The organism is Variovorax sp. P1_H12_2 (genome assembly GCF_056405335.1).
Genome location: NZ_JBFUCI010000086.1, coordinates 1 through 18,223 on the forward strand (window position 1 = coordinate 1; position 18,223 = coordinate 18,223).

At 69.3% G+C, this 18,223-nt stretch carries 20 protein-coding genes; 3 read left to right on the forward strand and 17 right to left on the reverse strand.

Annotated elements, in window-relative coordinates:
• On the forward strand, positions 1-314 hold a 314-nt coding region (locus AC1D2K_RS11395), incomplete at its 5' end, for a Smr/MutS family protein (RefSeq protein WP_478088939.1).
• 13 nt (positions 315-327) lie between these two features.
• Here AC1D2K_RS11395 and AC1D2K_RS11400 read toward each other — a convergent pair.
• Positions 328-747 carry a group II truncated hemoglobin gene (locus tag AC1D2K_RS11400; RefSeq protein ID WP_478088940.1) on the reverse strand — a complete coding sequence of 140 codons (420 nt, stop codon included), beginning with the start codon at positions 745-747 and terminating at the stop codon, positions 328-330.
• A gap of 126 nt (positions 748-873) precedes the next feature.
• Between AC1D2K_RS11400 and AC1D2K_RS11405 the strand changes: the two genes are divergently transcribed.
• Positions 874-1,896 (forward strand): isopenicillin N synthase family dioxygenase, encoded by a 1,023-nt coding sequence (locus AC1D2K_RS11405; RefSeq protein WP_478088941.1) that lies wholly within the window; start codon positions 874-876, stop codon positions 1,894-1,896.
• On the opposite strand, the gene AC1D2K_RS11410 is transcribed toward AC1D2K_RS11405, so the two are convergent.
• The 13 genes from AC1D2K_RS11410 to AC1D2K_RS11470 all read right to left on the reverse strand — a co-directional run bounded on the left by AC1D2K_RS11410 (position 1,876) and on the right by AC1D2K_RS11470 (position 15,757).
• A complete protein-coding gene (locus AC1D2K_RS11410; protein ID WP_478088942.1) occupies positions 1,876-2,439 on the reverse strand; it encodes a GNAT family N-acetyltransferase in 564 nt (187 codons plus the stop codon). The genes AC1D2K_RS11405 and AC1D2K_RS11410 overlap by 21 nt on opposite strands.
• 13 nt (positions 2,440-2,452) lie before the next feature.
• Complete coding sequence (locus AC1D2K_RS11415) at positions 2,453-4,969, reverse strand: ABC transporter permease (protein ID WP_478088943.1); 2,517 nt, start codon at positions 4,967-4,969, stop codon at positions 2,453-2,455.
• A gap of 45 nt (positions 4,970-5,014) precedes the next feature.
• Positions 5,015-5,875 (reverse strand): formate dehydrogenase accessory sulfurtransferase FdhD, encoded by an 861-nt coding sequence (locus tag AC1D2K_RS11420; RefSeq protein WP_478088944.1) that lies wholly within the window; start codon positions 5,873-5,875, stop codon positions 5,015-5,017.
• Entirely contained in the window at positions 5,872-6,291 is a 420-nt protein-coding gene (locus AC1D2K_RS11425) for a hypothetical protein (RefSeq protein WP_478088945.1), read from the reverse strand. Before AC1D2K_RS11425 ends, AC1D2K_RS11420 begins: the two co-directional genes overlap by 4 nt.
• Positions 6,288-7,529: a formate dehydrogenase subunit gamma gene (locus tag AC1D2K_RS11430; protein ID WP_478088946.1), complete on the reverse strand. Its 1,242-nt coding sequence runs from the start codon at positions 7,527-7,529 to the stop codon at positions 6,288-6,290. Before AC1D2K_RS11430 ends, AC1D2K_RS11425 begins: the two co-directional genes overlap by 4 nt.
• 12 nt (positions 7,530-7,541) lie before the next feature.
• Positions 7,542-7,793 carry a hypothetical protein gene (locus AC1D2K_RS11435; protein ID WP_478088947.1) on the reverse strand — a complete coding sequence of 84 codons (252 nt, stop codon included), beginning with the start codon at positions 7,791-7,793 and terminating at the stop codon, positions 7,542-7,544.
• Positions 7,790-8,410 carry a formate dehydrogenase FDH3 subunit beta gene (fdh3B, locus tag AC1D2K_RS11440; protein WP_478088948.1) on the reverse strand — a complete coding sequence of 207 codons (621 nt, stop codon included), beginning with the start codon at positions 8,408-8,410 and terminating at the stop codon, positions 7,790-7,792. The genes AC1D2K_RS11435 and fdh3B overlap by 4 nt, the downstream gene beginning before the upstream one ends.
• Before the next feature lie 94 nt (positions 8,411-8,504).
• Entirely contained in the window at positions 8,505-11,495 is a 2,991-nt protein-coding gene (locus AC1D2K_RS11445; protein ID WP_478088949.1) for a formate dehydrogenase subunit alpha, read from the reverse strand.
• A gap of 15 nt (positions 11,496-11,510) precedes the next feature.
• Positions 11,511-11,738: a formate dehydrogenase gene (locus AC1D2K_RS11450; RefSeq protein ID WP_478088950.1), complete on the reverse strand. Its 228-nt coding sequence runs from the start codon at positions 11,736-11,738 to the stop codon at positions 11,511-11,513.
• A gap of 103 nt (positions 11,739-11,841) precedes the next feature.
• Positions 11,842-12,459 carry a TorD/DmsD family molecular chaperone gene (locus tag AC1D2K_RS11455; protein WP_478088951.1) on the reverse strand — a complete coding sequence of 206 codons (618 nt, stop codon included), beginning with the start codon at positions 12,457-12,459 and terminating at the stop codon, positions 11,842-11,844.
• A gap of 2 nt (positions 12,460-12,461) precedes the next feature.
• Positions 12,462-14,579 (reverse strand): 4Fe-4S binding protein, encoded by a 2,118-nt coding sequence (locus tag AC1D2K_RS11460; RefSeq protein WP_478088952.1) that lies wholly within the window; start codon positions 14,577-14,579, stop codon positions 12,462-12,464.
• Positions 14,503-15,138 (reverse strand): DUF3306 domain-containing protein, encoded by a 636-nt coding sequence (locus AC1D2K_RS11465; protein ID WP_478088958.1) that lies wholly within the window; start codon positions 15,136-15,138, stop codon positions 14,503-14,505. The genes AC1D2K_RS11460 and AC1D2K_RS11465 overlap by 77 nt, the downstream gene beginning before the upstream one ends.
• 34 nt (positions 15,139-15,172) lie before the next feature.
• On the reverse strand, positions 15,173-15,757 hold the full coding sequence (locus AC1D2K_RS11470) for a DUF3305 domain-containing protein (RefSeq protein ID WP_478088953.1): 585 nt from the start codon (positions 15,755-15,757) through the stop codon (positions 15,173-15,175).
• Positions 15,758-15,944: 187 nt separating this feature from the next.
• On the opposite strand from AC1D2K_RS11470, the gene AC1D2K_RS11475 reads away from it, so the two are divergent.
• A complete protein-coding gene (locus AC1D2K_RS11475) occupies positions 15,945-16,466 on the forward strand; it encodes a hypothetical protein (RefSeq protein WP_478088954.1) in 522 nt (173 codons plus the stop codon).
• A 53-nt stretch (positions 16,467-16,519) separates the two neighbouring features.
• Here AC1D2K_RS11475 and AC1D2K_RS11480 read toward each other — a convergent pair whose 3' ends face one another.
• The 3 genes from AC1D2K_RS11480 to AC1D2K_RS11490 form a co-directional block, all read right to left on the reverse strand.
• Entirely contained in the window at positions 16,520-16,930 is a 411-nt protein-coding gene (locus AC1D2K_RS11480) for an FHA domain-containing protein (RefSeq protein WP_478088955.1), read from the reverse strand.
• 191 nt (positions 16,931-17,121) lie between these two features.
• Positions 17,122-18,024, reverse strand: coding sequence for a LysR family transcriptional regulator (locus AC1D2K_RS11485; RefSeq protein ID WP_478088956.1), 903 nt, complete (start codon positions 18,022-18,024; stop codon positions 17,122-17,124).
• The coding region (locus tag AC1D2K_RS11490) for a hypothetical protein (protein ID WP_478088957.1) at positions 18,006-18,223 on the reverse strand (218 nt) is incomplete at its 5' end. The genes AC1D2K_RS11490 and AC1D2K_RS11485, both read right to left, overlap by 19 nt.

The following is an 18,223-nucleotide window of genomic DNA, read 5'->3' on the forward strand; positions in this document are numbered from 1 at the left end:
ACACCGACGTCACGCGCAAGCTGCGCGCCGGCGAATGGTCGATCCAGCGCGAGATCGACCTCCACGGCATGCGCAGCGACGAGGCCCGCGAGGCGCTCGGCGGCTTCATCCGCGAGGCCTGGAAACAGGGCGTGCGCTGCGTGCGCGTGGTGCACGGCAAGGGCCTGGGCTCGCCGGGCAAGCAACCCGTGCTCAAGGCCAAGGTGCAGCGCTGGCTGATCCAGAAGAACGAAACGCTGGCCTTCGTGCAAGCCAAGCCGTCCGAGGGCGGCGGCGGCGCGCTGGTGGTGCTGCTGGCGCCGTCGCGGCGCTGATGCGGGGGGCGGACTATCCGCCCTTGTTCCGCATCCAGTCGGCAGTCTGGAAGAAAGACCCGCGCAGGCGCTCGCGCAGCGCCTCGGGCACCCCGGTCTCGCCCATTGCCTGGTCCATGCAGGCCAGCCACTCGTCGCGCTCGCGGATGCCGATGCTGTGGCCGCCGATGCTCTGCGGCAGGTGGCGCGCGCGCAGCATCGGATGGCCGAAGCGGTCGGTGTAGTGCTGCGGGCCGCCGAGCCAGCCGCAGAGGAACCAGAACAGGCGCTGGCGTGCGTTGTCGAGCGAGCTGCCGTGCACCGCACGCAGCTGCGCGTAGGCCGGCTCGAGGTCCATGAGATCGTAGAAGCGTTCGACCAGCGCGTGGACCGCGGGTTCTCCGCCGATCCATTCGAACGGGGTGTCGAAAGGCGGTTTGTCCTGGATTTGCATGGGCTCCATTGTCCCTCGCTGGCCCCCACGCTCCCCCACTTCGTGTGGGTCGCTGCCCCCCGAGGGGGCCGCAGGCCGGCTTGGGGCGGCCCGGCGCCGGGCCAAGACTTGCGGCACCATCGGGGCATGCGTGATTCGCCCTCCCCTGCCGCCGCCGGCGCGCTGCCGGTCATCGATGTGTCGGCCCTGATCGCCGGCGGCCCGGGACGCGAGYGCGTGGCCGCACGGATCGGCGCCGCCTGCCGGGCCCACGGCTTTTTCTACATCACGGGCCACGGCGTCGACGAGGCGCTCGTGCAGCGCCTCGAGGACTTGAGCCGCCGCTTCTTCGCCCAGGACGAGCCGACCAAGATGCGCTGGCGCATGGCCCTTGGCGGCCGCGCCTGGCGCGGCTACTTTCCGCTCGGGGGCGAACTGACCTCGGGCCGGCCCGACTGGAAGGAAGGCCTCTACCTGGGCACCGAGCTGTCCGCCGACCATCCGCGGGTGCGCGCCGGCACGCCGGTGCACGGCCCCAACCTGTTTCCGGACACCGAGGGCCTGCGCGACACCGTGCTGGCCTACATCGATGCGGTCACGCAGCTCGGCCACCGGCTGATGGAAGGCATCGCGCTGAGCCTGGGCCTGCCCGCCCGCTACTTCGCCGAACGCTACACGGCCGACCCGCTGATCCTGTTTCGCATCTTCAACTATCCGACCCAGGCGGTGCCCGAGGGCATGGACGTGCCGTGGGGCGTCGGCGAGCACACCGACTACGGGCTGCTCACGATCCTGCGCCAGGACACGGTGGGCGGCCTGCAGGTGCGCACGCCGGACGGCTGGATCGAGGCACCGCCGATCGCGCAATCGTTCGTCTGCAACATCGGCGACATGCTCGACCGCATGACGGGCGGACTCTACAAGTCGACCCCGCACCGCGTGACGCGCAACACCTCGGGCCGCGACCGGCTGTCGTTTCCGCTCTTCTTCGACCCGAATTTCGAGGCCCGGGTGCAGCGCATCGAGGGCCTGGCGGGCGCCGCCGCCGAGGACGACAGCGCCCGGCGCTGGGATCGCGCCAACGTGCACGCCTTCAACGGCCGCTATGGCGACTACCTGCTCGCCAAGGTGTCGAAGGTCTTTCCGCAGCTACGCGACGAGGTCCTGTAGCCAGGCGGCGCGCTGCAGCCGGTAGAGCTTGTGCGCACGCAGCGCGTGGCCCAGCGGCAGCGCCGGATGCTCGAAGACGCCGTCGGGCCGCATGCCGAGCCGCTGCATGACCGCCTCCGAGGGCAGGTTCGGCACGGCGGTGAAGGCCACGATCCCGGGCAGCTCGAGGCGCTCGAAACCCACCCGCAGCGCGGCGCGCGCCGCCTCGCTCGCATAGCCCCGGCCCCAGAAGGCATGCGCGAGCCGCCAGCCGATCTCGACGCAGGGCGAGAACGGCAGGTCCGGCCTCGGCACGTTGAGGCCGACGAAGCCGACCAGCGCCCGGCTGGCGCGCTCTTCGGCCGCCCAGAAGCCCCAGCCTCTCTGGGCGATGCCCTCGGCACAGCGCTCGGCCATCGCGTCGCTTTCCTCGCGCGAGAGCGGCGCCGGAAAGAACCGCATCACCCGCGGATCCGCGTTGAGTGCCGCGAAGGCTTCGCGGTCGGCCACCCGCCACTGCCGCAGGTGAAGCCGCTCGGTGTCGAACTCGATGCATTCCGCCATACCGGGGTGTGCCCTATTCCGCCGCCTGCCGCAGCGTGGCCACCACCGGCCGCCGCAGCACCTCGCGCAATCCCCACCAGCCGGCCGCGAGCGCCAGCACCGCGCCCGCAAGCGCGCCGGCGATCGGCACCAGCGGCGAGGCGGTCCAGGTGAAGTCGAACACGAAGCGCGCCAGCGCCCAGCCGATCACGGAGGCGACGATGCTGGCCAGGAAGCCGGCCAGCAGCCCCACGCCCACGAGTTCGGCGCGCTGCACCTGCCGCAGCAGGCTGGCGCGCGCACCCACGGCGCGCATCACCGCGAACTCGCGCGCACGCTCCTCGCGCGTCGCGGTCACGGCCGCGAACAGCACCACCAGCCCGGCCGCCAGCGTGAAGCCGAACAGGAACTCCACCGCCCGGATCACCTGGTCGAGCACGCGCTGCACCTGCCCGATGGTGGCGCTCATGTCGACGTTGGTGACATTCGGGTAGCTGCGCACCAGCGCGTTGTCGAAACCCTTGACCTCGGGCGCGCGGAAGGCGCCCATGTAGGTGACGGGCACGTCGGCCAGCGCCGCGACCGTGTACATGACGAAGAAGTTGGCGTGCATCGAGCCCCAGTCGACCTTGCGCAGCGAGGTGATGCGGGCCTCGTTCTGCTGGCCGCCGATGTCGAAGCGCAGGCGGTCGCCGAGCTTCAGTCCCAGCGTCTCGGCCAGCCCCGCCTCGACGCTGAGTTCGCCCGCGGCATCCGGCTTCCAGGCCCCCGCGGTGATCTGGTTGTGCTGCGGCGCCTTGGCGCTGTTGCTGAGGTTGAACTCGCGGTCGACCAGCCGCTTGGCGCGGTCATCGCTGTAGTCGTCGGGCGAGACCGGCTTGCCGTTGACCGCCACCAGCCGGCCGCGAATCATCGGGTACCAGTCGAACTTCTGCACGCCGCTCGCGCGCAGGCTTTTCTGGAAGGCCTCGCTCTGGTCGGGCATCACGTTGATCACGAAGCGGTTCGGCGCATCGGGCGGCGTGGCCTTGCGCCAGCTCGCCACCAGGTCGGTGCGCAGCAGCACCAGCAGGATCAGCGCCAGCAGGCCGACCGCCAGCGCACTCACCTGGACCACCGCGTACGCGGGCCGCGCCGAAATCTGCCGCGTCGCCAGCACCAGCCAGCGCGGCGCGGTGGTCTCGTTGACGCTGCGGCGCAGCACCCACACCGCCACCCAGCTGAGGAGCGCGAACACCGCCACCGCCGCGGCGAAGCCGCCGACCGCGATCAGCCCAAGCTTGAGGTCGCTGCTGGCCGCGACCAGCAGCGCCGCGAAGCCGGCCACGCCGAGTCCGAGCACCGCGATCGAGGCGGGCTTCAGGTTGCCGACGTCGCGCCGGATCACGCGCAAGGGCGGCACCCGGGCCAGCTGCAGCACCGGCGGCAGCCCGAAGGCGAACAGCAGCGTGAGCCCCACGCCCAGCCCGAAGGCGACCGGCCACAGGGTCGGCGCCGGCAGCGCACTCTCGACCAGGCCGGCCAGCAGCAGCACGAAGATGTAGTGCACGCCATAGCCGATCGCCACGCCGATCGCGCTGGCGATCAGGCCGATCGCGGCGAACTCGAAGGCGTAGGCGGCCGCGATGGTGCGCTGGCTCTGGCCCAGCACGCGCARCATGGCGCAGTCGTCGAGGTGGCTGGCCGCGAAGCCGCGCGCCGCCAGGGCCACGGCGACGGCCGAAAGCAGCGCGGCCAGCAGCGCGACCAGGTTCAGGAATTTCTCGGCCCGGTCGAGTGTCTGGCGCATCTCGGGGCGACCGCTCTCGAAGGATTCGAGCCGGGCGCCGCGCAGCTCGCCTTTCTTGATCGCCGCATCGGCGGCGTCGCTGAAGCGCTTCACGGCGGCGGCCTCGCCCGCCACGGCGAAGCGGTAGCTCACGCGGCTGRCCGGCTGCACGAGCCCGGTGCGGGCGATGTCGCCCTGGTTCAGCATCACGCGCGGCGCAAAGCTCATGAAGCCGGCGCCGCGATCGGGCTCCAGGGTGATCACGCGCGCGATGCGCAGGCCGGCGTCCCCGAGCAGCAGGGTGTCGCCGACCTGGAGCGCGAGCGATTCCAGCAGCGACCCGTCGACCCAAGCCTCTCCGGGCGCCGGCACCTCGCGCGTCGCCTGGCCGGGGCCTTCGGTGCCGAGCGCCACCTGCACGCTGCCGCGCAGCGGGTAGCCGGGCGCGACCGCCTTCAGCGCCACCAGCTTGGTGGCGCCGCCCTGCGCCTCGCTGGCACGCGCCATGGTCGGGAAGCCGTAGGTGCTGGCGCCCTGCAGGCCCAGGGCCCGCGCGCGCTCGACGAAGGCCAGTGGCGTCGGGTTGTCGCTGGCCAGCACCGCGTCGCCGCCCAGCAGCTGGCGCGCATCGCGCTGCAGCCCGCCGTTGAGACGGTCGGCGAAGAAGCCGACCGCGGTCAGGGCGGCCACCGCCAGCAGCACGGCAACGATCAGGAGACGGAGTTCGCCGGCGCGAAGGTCGCGCCAGAGCGTGCGCCAGCCGAGGCGAAGAAAAGCATTCATGGGCCGACGATAGCCGAGCCGCCGGCTCCCGCGAAATCGAAGGATTTAGACCGTGCCTGCGACCTTGGCGCCGGCCAGCTCCGGCTGCAGCACCAGCCGCCCGGCCCCGGAGAAGCAGAGAAAGCGACGGTTCGTCGCCCGGCCGATCGCACACAGCCCGACCCGCGCCGCGACCTCGTGCCCCATCTGCGTGATGCCGCTGCGCGAGACCACGATCGCCACGCCCATCTGGGCCGACTTGATCACCATCTCGCTGGTCAGGCGGCCGGTGGTGTAGAACACCCGCGCACCGCCGAGCTGCGACGGCGACTGCATCGCGATCCAGCCGGCGATGGTGTCGATCGCGTTGTGGCGGCCCACGTCCTCGACGAAGCACTGCATGCGGATCTCGTCGTCGGCCTCGAGCGTGAACAGCGCGCAGCCATGCACCGAGCCGGCCGATTTGTAGGTGCTCTCCTGCAGGCGGATCGCGTTGACCAGCGCATAGAGCTGCGCCTGCGTCATGCGGGTGTCGGGCAACTGCAGGCGATCGATGCCGGCCATCAGTTCGCCGAACACGCTGCCCTGGCCGCAGCCGGTGGTGACCACCTTCTTGGCGGTGCGCTCTTCGATGCGATCGATGCCGGCATGGGTGCGGACCGCCGCGGCGCCGACCTCCCAGTCGACCGTGATCGATTCGACGTCCGTCGCCGATTCGATCAGCCGCTGGTTCAGCAGGTAGCCCAGCACCAGCAGCTCGGGCTGCGCGCCCAGGGTCATCAGCGTGACCAGTTCGCGGCGATCGACGTAGATCGTGAGGTCGCGTTCGGCGGGGATCGAGACCCGGCCCGACTCGCCATGCTCGTCGACGACCTCGACCTCGCGCGTGAGCGGTGCCCGGGCCTGGGTCAGCCGCGGCAGCGTCACTTCTTGGGCGCGGGATTGATCTCGGCCGAGGTCTGGTTCGAGCTCGGCGGCGAGGCCGCGGTGGGCGCCGGCGAATGCGCGCCCGAGGCCTCGATCGGCTTCGCCGCCTCGGCCGGCGGGGCGAAGGCGAACGGACCGGGGTCGGTGCATGCTGGCGTCGGCGTGGCCGGCGCGAGCTGCAGGCCGGCCGCGGCCGCCGTCTCGCGGTAGCGGGTCGCCACGCGGGTCTGCGCCTGGCACAGCTGGAAGCTGTCGACCTTGGCGCTCCACGCCGTCTTGGCCGCGGCTTCGGCCGCCTTGGCCTTGGCTTCCGGTGTCAGGGTCGGGGCGGGCAGCTTGGCGAAAGCGGCCGGCGCAGCAGCCAGGCCGGTCGCCAGGCCGACGGCCAGGGCGCCATGGGTGAGCAGCTTCTTCATGAGGGATGTCCTTCGATCCGAATGCCGGACGCCGGCGCGGCGGCACGCGCCTCGGCGCTGCGCTCGGCCGGAATCTTGCCGGCGGCGATGTCGTTGTACCAGAGCGCATGGTGCTCCCGGGCCCAGGTCTCGTCGACATAGCCGGTGCGCATCGCCTTGTAGGCGCCCTTCATGCCCAGCGTACCGATGTAGATGTGGCCCATGATCAGCGCCATCATGCACAGCGTGGCGACCGCATGGATCATGTGCGCGATCTGCATCTCGCCGCGCGTGTAGACGAAGCCGGGCAGCAGCTTGTCGAGGAACAGGCCGGAGCCGATCACGATGCTGCCGAGGAACAGCACGCCACCCCAGAACACCACCTTCTCGCCGGCATTGAAGCGGTCCGATGGCGGCTCCTCGCCGCCGAACAGTCCGCCGCCTTTCCTGAGCCAGTCCAGGTCGTTCTTGCGTGGCCAGTTGCTGCGGATGAAGGTGAAGATCATGAACAGCATCGTCACCACGAACAGCGGCCCGACGAAGTTGTGCACGGTCTTCAGCGCGTAGGCCAGATAGCCGAACAGCGAACCGCCCAGCACCGGCAGCAGGAAGAACTTGCCGAAGGCCATCACGAGGCCCGAGATCGCCAGCGTCACGAAGGCGATCGCGTTCGACCAGTGCGTGGCGCGCTCGAAGGGCGTGAAGCGCTCGATCTTGCGGCCGGTCTCCTGGCCGTGCAGGCCGATCGGCCCACGCGTGAAATAGAAGATCGCGATCGCCAGCAGCGTCACGAAGAGCAGCGCAGCGCCGTACGGAATGATCCAGTTGTTGCGCACCTGGCGCCAGGCCTCGCCGGCGTTGGTGTAGAGCGAACCCGGATACTTGACGAAGCCCTGGATCAGGTTGCCCGCCTCGGGCGCCTCGCTGGCCGGCAGGCTGCTGAAGCCGGTCACGCCGCCGCTCACCTGGCGCCACATCGGCGCGTTGTTGCCCGGCTGCACGCGCTGGCGCTCGCCGTTGGTCTGGTTCAGGTAGTTCGGGTCGGCGCTGGCCTCGGGCTTGACCTCGAAGATGTTCTGGCTGCGGATGCCGCCCGTGGCCGGCGCCGGCGCCGCGACAGTCGCAGCCGGTGGCGGGCTCGTCGCGGCCGGCGCCTCGGCGACCGCGCCGGAGGCCACCGGATTGGCGCCCTGGGCCATCGCCGCGGCGCCGCCACCGAGCACTGCGGCCAGGACGAGGGCGTGAAGGACTTGTCTCATGCGGCCTCCGCTTCAGTTGATCCGCGTGTATTCGTTCTGGCCGTTGATCGCGCGTTGCTTCAGGTGCTCCTGCCAGGAGGCGCGATCACCGACCTGCCAGCCCGGCGAGGTGAAGGCGGTGCCGGTGTTGGCCTGCACGCCGGTGCCGGTCCAGGGCGCGGCGTCCAGCCGGACACCGTGCGCATTGGTCTGCGGCTTCTCGGAGCAGGCGCCCAGCAGCAGCGCGGCGGCGAGCAGCGCCGCGGAAGTCCACAGGCGCTTCATTTCGTGCCTCCGTTGCCCGGCGTGCCGGCTTGCTGCGAGCCGTAGGCGGTGCCCCAGCCCCAGACCTCGGCCCCCTTGCCGCGTGCCACCACGCGGGTGCGGAAGATGTCGGCCACGACGTCGCCGTCGCCGGCCAGCAGGGCCTTGGTCGAGCACATCTCGGCGCAGGCCGGCAGCTTCCCTTCGGCCAGGCGGTTGCGGCCGTACTTCTCGAACTCGGCCTCGGAGCCGTTGGCCTCGGGGCCGCCGGCGCAGAAGGTGCACTTGTCCATCTTGCCGCGGGCACCGAAGGTGCCCTGGGCCGGGAACTGCGGCGCGCCGAAGGGGCAGGCGTAGGAGCAGTAGCCGCAGCCGATGCAGACGTCCTTGTCGTGCAGCACCACGCCTTCCTCGGTGCGGTAGAAGCACTGCACCGGGCACACCGCCATGCAGGGCGCATCGGAGCAATGCATGCAGGCCACCGAGATCGAGCGCTCGCCCGGCACGCCGTCATTGAGCGTGACCACGCGGCGGCGGTTCACGCCCCATGGCACCTCGTTCTCGTTCTTGCAGGCCGTGACGCAGCCGTTGCACTCGATGCAGCGCTCGGAATCGCAGACGAACTTCATTCTTGCCATGCTATGCCTCCTGCCGAGCCGCCTCAAAGGAGGCATGCGCCCCCTCGGGGGGCAGCGAATACACGAAGTGATGAGTGTGGGGGTCCATGTTTTCTTATGCCTTTTCGACGTTGCAGACCGTCGTCTTGGTCTCTTGCATCATCGTGACGCTGTCGTAGCCGTAGGTGGTGGCGGTGTTGATCGCCTCCCCGCGCACGATCGGGTGCGCGCCCGCCGGGTAGTAGGCGAGCATGTCCTTGCCCTGCCAGTGGCCCGAGAAGTGGAAGGGCATGAACACCGTGTCGGGCCCGACCCGCTCGGTCACCAGGGCCTGCACGTTGAGCCGGGCGCCCGTCGGCGTGTGGACCCAGGCCCGCTCGCCGTTGCGGATGCCCTTCTCGGCCGCCACCTTCGGGTTGATCTCGATGAACATCTGCTGCTGCAGCTCGGCCAGCCAGGGGTTGGAGCGGGTCTCCTCGCCGCCGCCCTCGTACTCGACCAGGCGGCCGGAAGTCATCACATAGGGGAACTTCTCGGCGATCTTGTCGGCGATGTTCTTCTGCTGGATCGTCTTGTAGAGCGTGGGCAGACGCCAGAACGCCATCTTGTCGTCGTGCGTCGGGTACTTCACCATCAGGTCGGGCCGGTTGCCGTACAGCGGCTCGCGGTGCTGCGGGATCGCATCCGGGAAGTTCCACACCACGGCGCGCGCCTTGGCATTGCCGAAGGGATGGCAGCCGTGGTTCTTCATGAACACGCGGATCATGCCGCCCGAACTGTCGGTCTTCCAGTTCTTGCCCTCGGCCTTGGTCTTCTCGACCTCGGTGAGTTCGTCCCACCAGCCCAGCTTCTTGAGCAGCAGGTGGTCGAGCTCGGGGTAGCCCGTGGTGATCGCCGCGCCCAGCGAATGCGATCCGTCCTCGGCCAGCAGGTTCTTGCCGTTGCGCTCGACACCGAAATTGGCGCGGAAGTTGCCGCCGCCGTCCATCACGTGCTTCGAGGTGTCGTACAGGTTCGGCGAGCCCGGGTGCTTGAGCTCGGGCGTGCCGTAGCAGGGCCACGGCAGGCCGAAGTAGTCGCCGGCGATGTCGTAGCCGTTGACCTTGTCCTTGACCGAGCCCTTGGCCCGCAGCGTACGGACATCGAAGGCGGCCATGTTGCGCATGTGGGCCTGCAGACGCTCGGGGCTCTGGCCGGTGTAGCCGACCGCCCAGCAGCACTTGTTGATCTCGCGCAGGATGTCGTCGGGCACGGGCTCGTCCATGCCCTTGACCTTCTGCATCTTGTAGTTCTTGCTGAGCTCCTTGCCGAAGCCGAGCCGGTCGGCGAACTGCTGCATGATCATGTGGTCGCTGCGGCTCTCCCAGAGCGGCTCGATGACCTTCTCGCGCCACTGGAGCGAGCGGTTCGACGCCGTGACGGAGCCGCTGGTCTCGAACTGGGTGCAGGCCGGCAGCAGGTAGACCGCGCGGTTGGGGTTCAGGTCTTCCGCGCGGCCCGGCATCGCGGCCATCGCCGCGGTCGCCGACGGGTACGGGTCGACCACCACCAGCAGGTCGAGCTTGTCCATGGCCCGCTTCATCTCGAGGCCGCGGGTCTGGGAGTTCGGCGCATGGCCCCAGTAGAAGACGCCGCGCAGGTTCGAGTCCTGGTCGATCAGCTCGTTTTTCTCGAGCACGCCGTCGATCCAGCGCGACACCGTGATGCCGGGCTTGGTCATCATCGCGGGCGAAGCAAAGCGGCCCTTGATCCAGTCGAAATCGACGCCCCAGGTCGCCGCGAAATGCCTCCAGGAGCCCTCGACCAGCCCGTAGTAGCCCGGCAGCGAATCGGGGTTCGGGCCGACGTCGGTGGCGCCCTGCACGTTGTCGTGGCCACGGAAGATGTTGGTGCCGCCGCCCGAGGTGCCCACGTTGCCCAGCGCCAGCTGCAGGATGCACGAGGCGCGCACGATCGCGTTGCCGATCGTGTGCTGCGTCTGGCCCATGCACCAGACGACGGTGCCGGGCCGGTTCTCGTTGAGCCAAGTCGCGACCTTCAGGACCTGCGCCTCCTTCACGCCGCAGGCTTCCTCGACCTTGTCGGGCGTCCACTTGGCCATCACCTCGGCGCGCACGTCCTCCATGCCGAAGACGCGGTCGTTGAGGTACTTCTTGTCCTCCCAGCCGTTCTTGAAGATGTGATACAGCAGGCCGAACAGGAAGGGAATGTCGGAGCCCGAGCGGATGCGTACGTACTCGTCGGCCTTGGCCGCGGTGCGGGTGAATCGCGGGTCGACCACGATCATCTTGCAGCCGTTTTCCTTCGCATGCAGCATGTGCAGCATGCTCACCGGATGCGCCTCGGCCGCGTTCGAGCCGATGTACATCGCGACCTTGGCGTTGCGCATGTCGTTGTACGAATTCGTCATGGCGCCGTAGCCCCATGTGTTCGCCACGCCCGCGACCGTGGTCGAGTGGCAGATGCGCGCCTGGTGGTMGCAGTTGTTGCTGCCGAAGAAGCTCACGAACTTGCGCATCAGGTAGGCCTGCTCGTTGCTGTGCTTGCTGGAACCGATCCAGTAGATCGAATCGGGTCCGCTGGCCTTGCGCAGTTCCACCAGCCTGGCGGTGATCTCGGTCAGCGCCGTGTCCCAGCTGATGCGCTCGTACTTGCCGTTGACCAGCTTCATCGGGTAGCGCAGCCGGTATTCGCCATGGCCGTGCTCGCGCAGGGCCGCGCCCTTGGCGCAGTGCGCGCCGAGGTTGATCGGCGAATCGAACACCGGCTCCTGGCGCACCCAGACGCCGTTCTCGACCACCGCATCGGAGGCGCAGCCGACCGAGCAATGGGAGCAGACGGTTCGCCGGACTTCGATCTTGCCGGCGCCGATGGCGCTCGCCTGGCCCGGCATGGCGTCGGCCTTCTTGATCAGCGTGAGCTGTCCGGCCGCGAGGCCGACGCCCACGCCGAGACCGGAGCGGCGCAGGAAGGCGCGGCGGTCCATGGTCGGCAGCGCGTTCGACAGGCCGCGCCGCAGGCTGTGGACGAAGGGCGAGGAGGAAGAGGAGGAACGGGCGTCGACGCCGTCACGCGCGGCGGCGGGCGCTTTCTTGGTCAATAGCATCGTGGGCTTTCGTGCTCAGGCAGACGCGGTCTTGTAGTAGCGCTTGACGTGCTCGCTCAGCGAATAGCCGCCGCCGTTCTCGGGCGCGGGTGGGAGCGCGGAAGCAGCGGCCGCGGCGCCAGGCGCCTCGACGACCTTGGGCAGCACGGTGACAGCGGCTGCGGCTGCGCCGACGGTGGCGGCGCCGACAAAGAATCCCCGGCGGGAGGCCGGTCGGGGGCCGGCGGATGGGCTGTCCTGCATAACGTCTCCAGGAGTGGCTGACTGAACGAGATATGAAACGAGTTACATATCCTTGGATACTAGTCCAGACCCTGAGGACCGAGATCGGAGATATCCCTCAGTCTCAGTGCGACATGTCGAAGCCCTGGGACTCCACCTCCGAAAACGCGCGGGTCAGACCGGCCAGCGCGGCATAGAAGCGGGCCCGGGGGTGCACCGAGATCGCCTCGCACATCGCCGGCAACCAAGGTTGCAAATGAGTAGAGAAGAATACTTTTTGTTGCGTTAAATTGGCAACTTCCACGTCGTCGCCCGCGATCAGGTAGCGCATGACCTCGAACAGGCAGGCGACGTGGTCCTCGGACTCGGACACCGACTCCTCGCGCGCCAGCCCGAGGCGGTCGAGGTCGTTGCGCAACTGGGCCAGCGGCTTGTCGTTCAGGAAGCCGCTCAGGTAGTGCGAGCCGAACAGGTAGACCTCGGGCTTGCCGATGCCGCCGAACAGCGCGTCGTATTCGGCGCGCAATTCGGCCAGGCCGGTGTCTCGCGCCAGGCCGACCAGCTGGCGCCACGGTTCCTCCAGAAAGGCGCCGGCGGCGGGTGCCTCGGTCGGCGCCACCTGGAAGGCCTCGAGCAGTTCGGCATCGGGTGCCGCATACCAGAGGCGCGCCAGCAGGCCGTAGAGCTCGGCACGGGCGACCTCTTCGTCGAGCGCGGAAGTGACGGGAATTCGCTCGTTCATGTTCATAGCGGCGTGATCTTCATTTCGTTCTGCGCGCTGTAGAGGTCGATGACGCGGCAGTCGCTGCACATCTTGAGGCGCTCCAGCGCCTCGCCCTGGAACATCGCATGACCGGCCAGCTTGCCCAGCATGGCCTCGATCGCCTTCTGCGTTCCGAAGGGCTTGCTGCAGCGGATGCAGGCCCACGGCCTGGCCTCGTTGAGCACCACCGGCTGCTTGCGTTCCGGCGCCGCGAGCAGTCGCGGCACCAGCGAGATCGCGTGCTCGGGGCAGGTGGTCTCGCACAGGCCGCACTGCACGCAGTTCTTCTCGATGAAGCGCAGTTGCGGCGCGTTCGGGTTGTCCTGCAGCGCGCCGGCGGGGCAGGCGCTGACGCAGGCCAGGCACAGGGTGCAGGCGTCCTTGTTCACCGCGATGCCGCCGAAGGGCGCGCCCGCGGGCAGCGCAATCGCGAGCGGCGCGTCGGCGGCCGGGTTGCGCAGCGCCGGCGATTCGTCCAGGAGGTGGTCGAGCGCCAGTTCGAGCGTGCTGCGCTTCTCGGCGCCGACCGCGAAGCGGGCCGGCTTCGCCGGCAGCTGCCGGCGGCTCGCGCCCAGGCCCGCGAGCGCGGCGTCGAGCGCCTCGGGTGTCGCGGCCTCGATCAGCCGGAAATGCGTGCCCGTGTAGCCCAGCCCGCGCAGCAGCGATTGCGCGATGTCCATCTGCTTGCCGAGCGCGGCCAGGTAGGTCGGCGCCTCCTCGCCGGTCGCCAGCACCAGCACCTGCGAGGCGCCGAAGGCCACGGCGGTCAGCCACAAGTCGATGCCGGTGCTCGCCGCATGGAAGAGCCCGACCGGAATCACATTCGCCGGCACGCCGTGGGCGCGGCCGAGCTGAGCCTGGCGACCCAGTTGCTCGACCAGGGCCTGGCCGCCTTCCTGGCTGTGCAGCAGCAGCGCGGCATCGCGGCCGCCCGCGCCCGCATAGGTGGCGAGCAGCGTGCGCAGCTTGAGTCCCTGATGGGGCGTGCGCGGGTAGGTGTAGCCCAGTGCGCCGGTCGGGCACACCGTGGTGCAGGCGCCGCAGCCGACGCAGAGGTTCGGATTGACGACGATGCGCTGGCGCTCCTTGTCGCTGCTGACCGCGTGCGCCGAGCAGACCTCGATGCAGGCGTTGCAGCCGACGRCCTCGTTGCGGCTGTGGGCGCAGAGCTTCTGCTTGTAGTCGAAGAACTTCGGCTTCTCGAACTCGCCGACGAGTTCGCGCAGGCGCAGCAGCGTCTGCAGGCCGCGCGCATGCGCCACGCCGCCGGGCAGATGGAAGTAGCCCTGCGGCGGCGCGTGCCAGTCGATGACCGGCGAGGCGCCGAGGTCGAGCACCAGGTCGAAGGCGCCGTCCAGGCGCTCGGGCGCACGATCGAAGCGGATCGCGCCGGCGACGCTGCAGGCGCGCTCGCAATCGCGGTGCGAGGTGCACTTGCCCAGGTCGATCTGGTAGTCCAGCCCGATGGCCTGCTCGGGACAGGCCGCCACGCAGGCATTGCAGCGGGTGCACAGGTCGAGGTCGATCGGGTTGTCGCGCGTCCATTGCAGCTGGAAGGCGCCGAGCCAGCCGGTCAGCGACTCGAGCCGGCCCGCGAGCACCGGCCAGCGCCGCTCCTGGGCACCGCCGAGCAGGCCGGGGCCCTGGGAGAGGATCGTGACCTCGAGGCTGTCGCCGAGCAGCGCCGCGGCCTGCTCCGCTTCGTCGAGGGCGCCGATGATCAGCAGCCGGCCCTGGCTCGCATAGCTCACGGTCGCCACCGGGTCCGGCTCGGGCAGGCCGGCGGCGGCCAGCAACGCGGCGATCTTCGGCATCGCGCTGCGGGCATCGCGGCTCCAGCCGCCGGTCTCGCGGATGTTGACGAAACGGATCGGCGAGGTGGCCTCGGGCGTCTGCCCGGCGAGTTCGCCGAAGAGGCGCTTCTCCTGCGTGCAGGCGACCACCACCTCGTCACCGGACTGGATGGCGCGCTGGAAGGACGCCGCTTCGCGGCGGCACAGCGAGGAATGGAGGGGCAGGGTTTCAGCCAGTGCCGTCCCGAGCATCTTCGGCTCGAGGGGCATCGTCTGGTTGCAGTCGCAGATCAGCGTGGTGGTCATCGGTCGGTTGGCTGGCGGGTTGCGCAACGGCAACCGGCGGGCTGGGGGAGTCTCCCGGATCGGACTGTGCCACGTCGGGCAATCCATCGTTCCCGGGAGTTTCTTCGGGCTCTTCCTCGAAGAGCTTCAGGAACTTGGCGCTCGCCATCTGGCGCAGCACGCTGTCGGGCAAGGGCGAAGGCTTGGCGTAGTCGTCGATGTAGGTGTCGAGCCCGTCCATCACGTTGAAGTGCGGATCGGCAAAGAGCTTCCTGAAGGCGGCGTTCTTGACCTCCGGGGCCACGCCCTCGGCGACGAAGGGCTTGAAGTCCGAATCGATGTCCAGCGCCTGCACATCGGCCAGCGTGAGCGGCGGCGGGGCCTCCGCGGCCGGCAGCACCGAAGGCGCCGGCCCGGTCGGGGCGGCGGCTTCACGCACCTCGTCTTCGGCCTCGATCGCCGGCTCCTCGGGCACTTCGCCCGCGCGCACCTGCTGCTTGCGTCGCGACCAGCGATCAAAGAAGCCTTCAGGCTCGCGCGGGGCCGCCCCAAGCGGGCCTGCGGCCCCCTCGGGGGGCAGCGACCCACACGAAGTGGGGGAGCGTGGGGGCCGTTCAGACATCGCCGGCTCCCCTGCCCCGCTTCTTCTCGGTCGACACGCTCGCCGCGTTGCCGAAGCGGTCCACCAGCGGCCGGAAGCTCTCGGGCCGCTTGCGCTTCTTGGGCTCGGCCACGTAGTGCTCCTGCACGAAGGTGCGCAGCCATTCCAGCACCTCGGGCGGGGCCGGCACCTGCTCGACGGTTTCCTGCGCGTCCAGCCAGCGGCCCGCCTCGTAGTAGCTCAGGGTCACGACCACCGGGCGGGGAATCGGCTCCGGGCCCAGGGTCGCTTCCTCGTCCATGCGCCAGAGCACGAACCAGCAAGGCGCCGGCGTGGTCGCGTTGAGGTGATAGCCCTCGGCCTCGTCGCGGAACAGCTCGACCTTGAAACCGGGATGCAGCCAGAACTGCTCGCCCTGGTCGTCGCGCAGCAGCCGGGGCCCGGTGCCGAAGCCGGGCTCGTCGGGCACGACCGCATCGAGCGTCCAGCGCCAGGGCTGCCAGTGGCTGGACGGGCCGTGAAGCCGTTCGCGCCGCATCACCACGGCGACGTCGAGCGTCGGGCGGGGCGCGGCAGAAGAGGTTTCAGGGTTCACCATGGGGCCGACGATAGCCGATGCCGGAACGCCCACGGCCTTGTCGGGTGTATGGCGGCGCTCACGTTTTGAAGCATTTCGATTGCATTTCTGTGACAAAGGTCGCCACAAAAGGAAACCTTAGTTCTCGTTTTTTGAGATCAGGGGAGTTTGTGCGCTCCAATCGACCCATTCCACCGGAGACCCCACCATGAGCTACTACGCACACGATCCCGCACTCGCAGCCGTCGAGGTGACCGTGTCCGAACTGCTGATGGCGACGCCGGACATGAGCGATCCGCTGCTGGACCCCTCGGTGCACCAGGTCCTCAAGCTGCTGCGCGAACAGCACGGCATGGAGGCCGCCTTCGCCTGCGAGTTCGTCGACGGCCGGCAGGTGTCCCACCGGCGGCAGCCCTCCGGGCGCGCGCAGTTCGTCGACGAGCAGGCCGAGCCGCTCGAACTCGCCTTCTGCAAGCAGGTACTGAGCGCCAAGGTGCCCGCAGGCTGCTACCTCAGCGCGCCGGTCGTGCTCGGCAACGGCACGATCTACGGCACCTTGTATTCCTTCAGCTTCACGCCCGATCCGTCGCTGGAGGCACGCGACTTGAAGAAGCTCGAGATGGCCGCGCAGCTGGCCGCCCGGCTGATCGCCGAGCGCAGCCAGCAGAGCGCGATGCCGGCGATGCCGGTTCCGCCGCGCGGCCGGCCGATGGCAGCGCGGTACGCCTGAAGCCCCCACGCTCCCCCACTGCGTGTGGGTCGCGGCCCGGCGCCGGCCTGAGCTCAGCGCGCGAACACGCGGCGTTCAGGCACGCGCCGGCTGGCGCTGCGCGCCATCTGCGCATCGATCGCCATGAGATGGTCCGGCAGGGTCATGAGCCGCAGCGCATCGGCCGGCGGCAGAGGCTGGCTGTAGAGAAAGCGCAGCTGGCAGTCGCCGACCACGATCGCGTCGCCGTTGGACAGCGCGTGCGCCCTCACCTTCTCGTTGTTGACGTAGGTGCCGTTGCGGCTGCCCATGTCGGTGAGCAGGAAGCGGTCGCCGGTCCACTCGATGGCGGCGTGATGCCGGCTCACCCGCTCGCTGTCGATGCACACGCTGTTGCTGCCGGACCGCCCGATGGTGGTGATCGGGCCCGCGATGTTGACCTGCCGCACGCTGCTGTGCCGCGCCAGGATGATCAGTCTTGCCATACCCCGTTCCTGTGGTTCATTGAACTGGGTTGAAGCTTAGGACCACAGGCCAAACTGGAAAGAAGGAAACARAAGGGTTAATCCATTCTTGTTCGTTACGCCGACTTCAATTCTTGGCATCCTGGTCCGCTACCGGCATAGAGCACGCCGCGGGGCGCGCGGCAGGGGGRAAGCGCCGCGACGCCGATCGTTCAGCCCCTGGCCTTGTTCCGCACGCTGAAGCGCGATTCAAGGAAATCGAGCAAGGCGCGCAGCGCCGCGCTGTTGTGGCGCCGCTGCAGGTAGGCGGCCGACAGCCACATGTCGCTGCGCACGTAGTCCTGCAGCACCGGCACCAACTCGCCCTGCTCGACGTGCGGCTGCACCAGCATGTTGGGCATGTAGATCACGCCGAATCCCTGCAGCGCGATCTGGATCAGCGGCGCGCTCTCGGTGGCGTCCATCCGGCTCTTGACCTCGACGTCGAAGGGCTTGCCGTCCACCTCGAAGCGCCATTCCGGGTGGGCGCCCAGCCGCGACTGGGTCAGCGCATCGTGGTCGGCGAGCTCGCGCGGATGGGTCGGCTTGCCGTGCTTCTTCCAGTAGACCGGCGAGGCGCACACCACCAGATGGCCGCGCACCAGCTTGCGCACGATCAGGTTCTCGTCCTCGATCGGACCGAAGTGCAGCGCCACGTCGATCGCGTCCTCGGCCATGTCGATCGCGCGGTTGGTCAGCTGCAGGCTGATGCTGACGTCGGGGTAGTGGCCCATGAACTGGCCCAGCAGCTTCGGCAGGTCGCCCTGGCCGGAGCCCAGCGGCGCCGAGATGCGCAGCCGCCCCGTGGGATGGTTGGCGTGCTCCTGCACCTCGGCCTGGGTGAGCTCGAACATCTCCATCATCGGCTTGCTGCGTTCGAGCAGCAGCGCGCCGGCATCGGTGAGGCTGACCGCGCGCGTGGAGCGGTTGAGCAGCCGCACGCCGAGCCGCGTCTCGAGTTCGGCGATGTACTTGCTCACCGTCGCCTTCGAGACGTCGAGCTTGGTCGCGGCACGCGAGAAGCTGCCGTACGTGGCGACCTCGCGGAAGGTTCTGATCAGGTCGAGACTGTCCATGGCAGGCGCGCATTGTCGCCTGTCGCGCCGGTGCCGTAGCCGGCCGCCGCCATCGGTGCGCCGCCGCGCCGGATCTGCACCGCGCAATACTTGAACTCCGGGATCTTCCCGAACGGATCGAGCGCCGCATTGGTCATCAGGTTGGCCGCCGCCTCGTAGTAGGCGAAGGGCACGAACACCGCGCCGCTCGGCGTGCCGT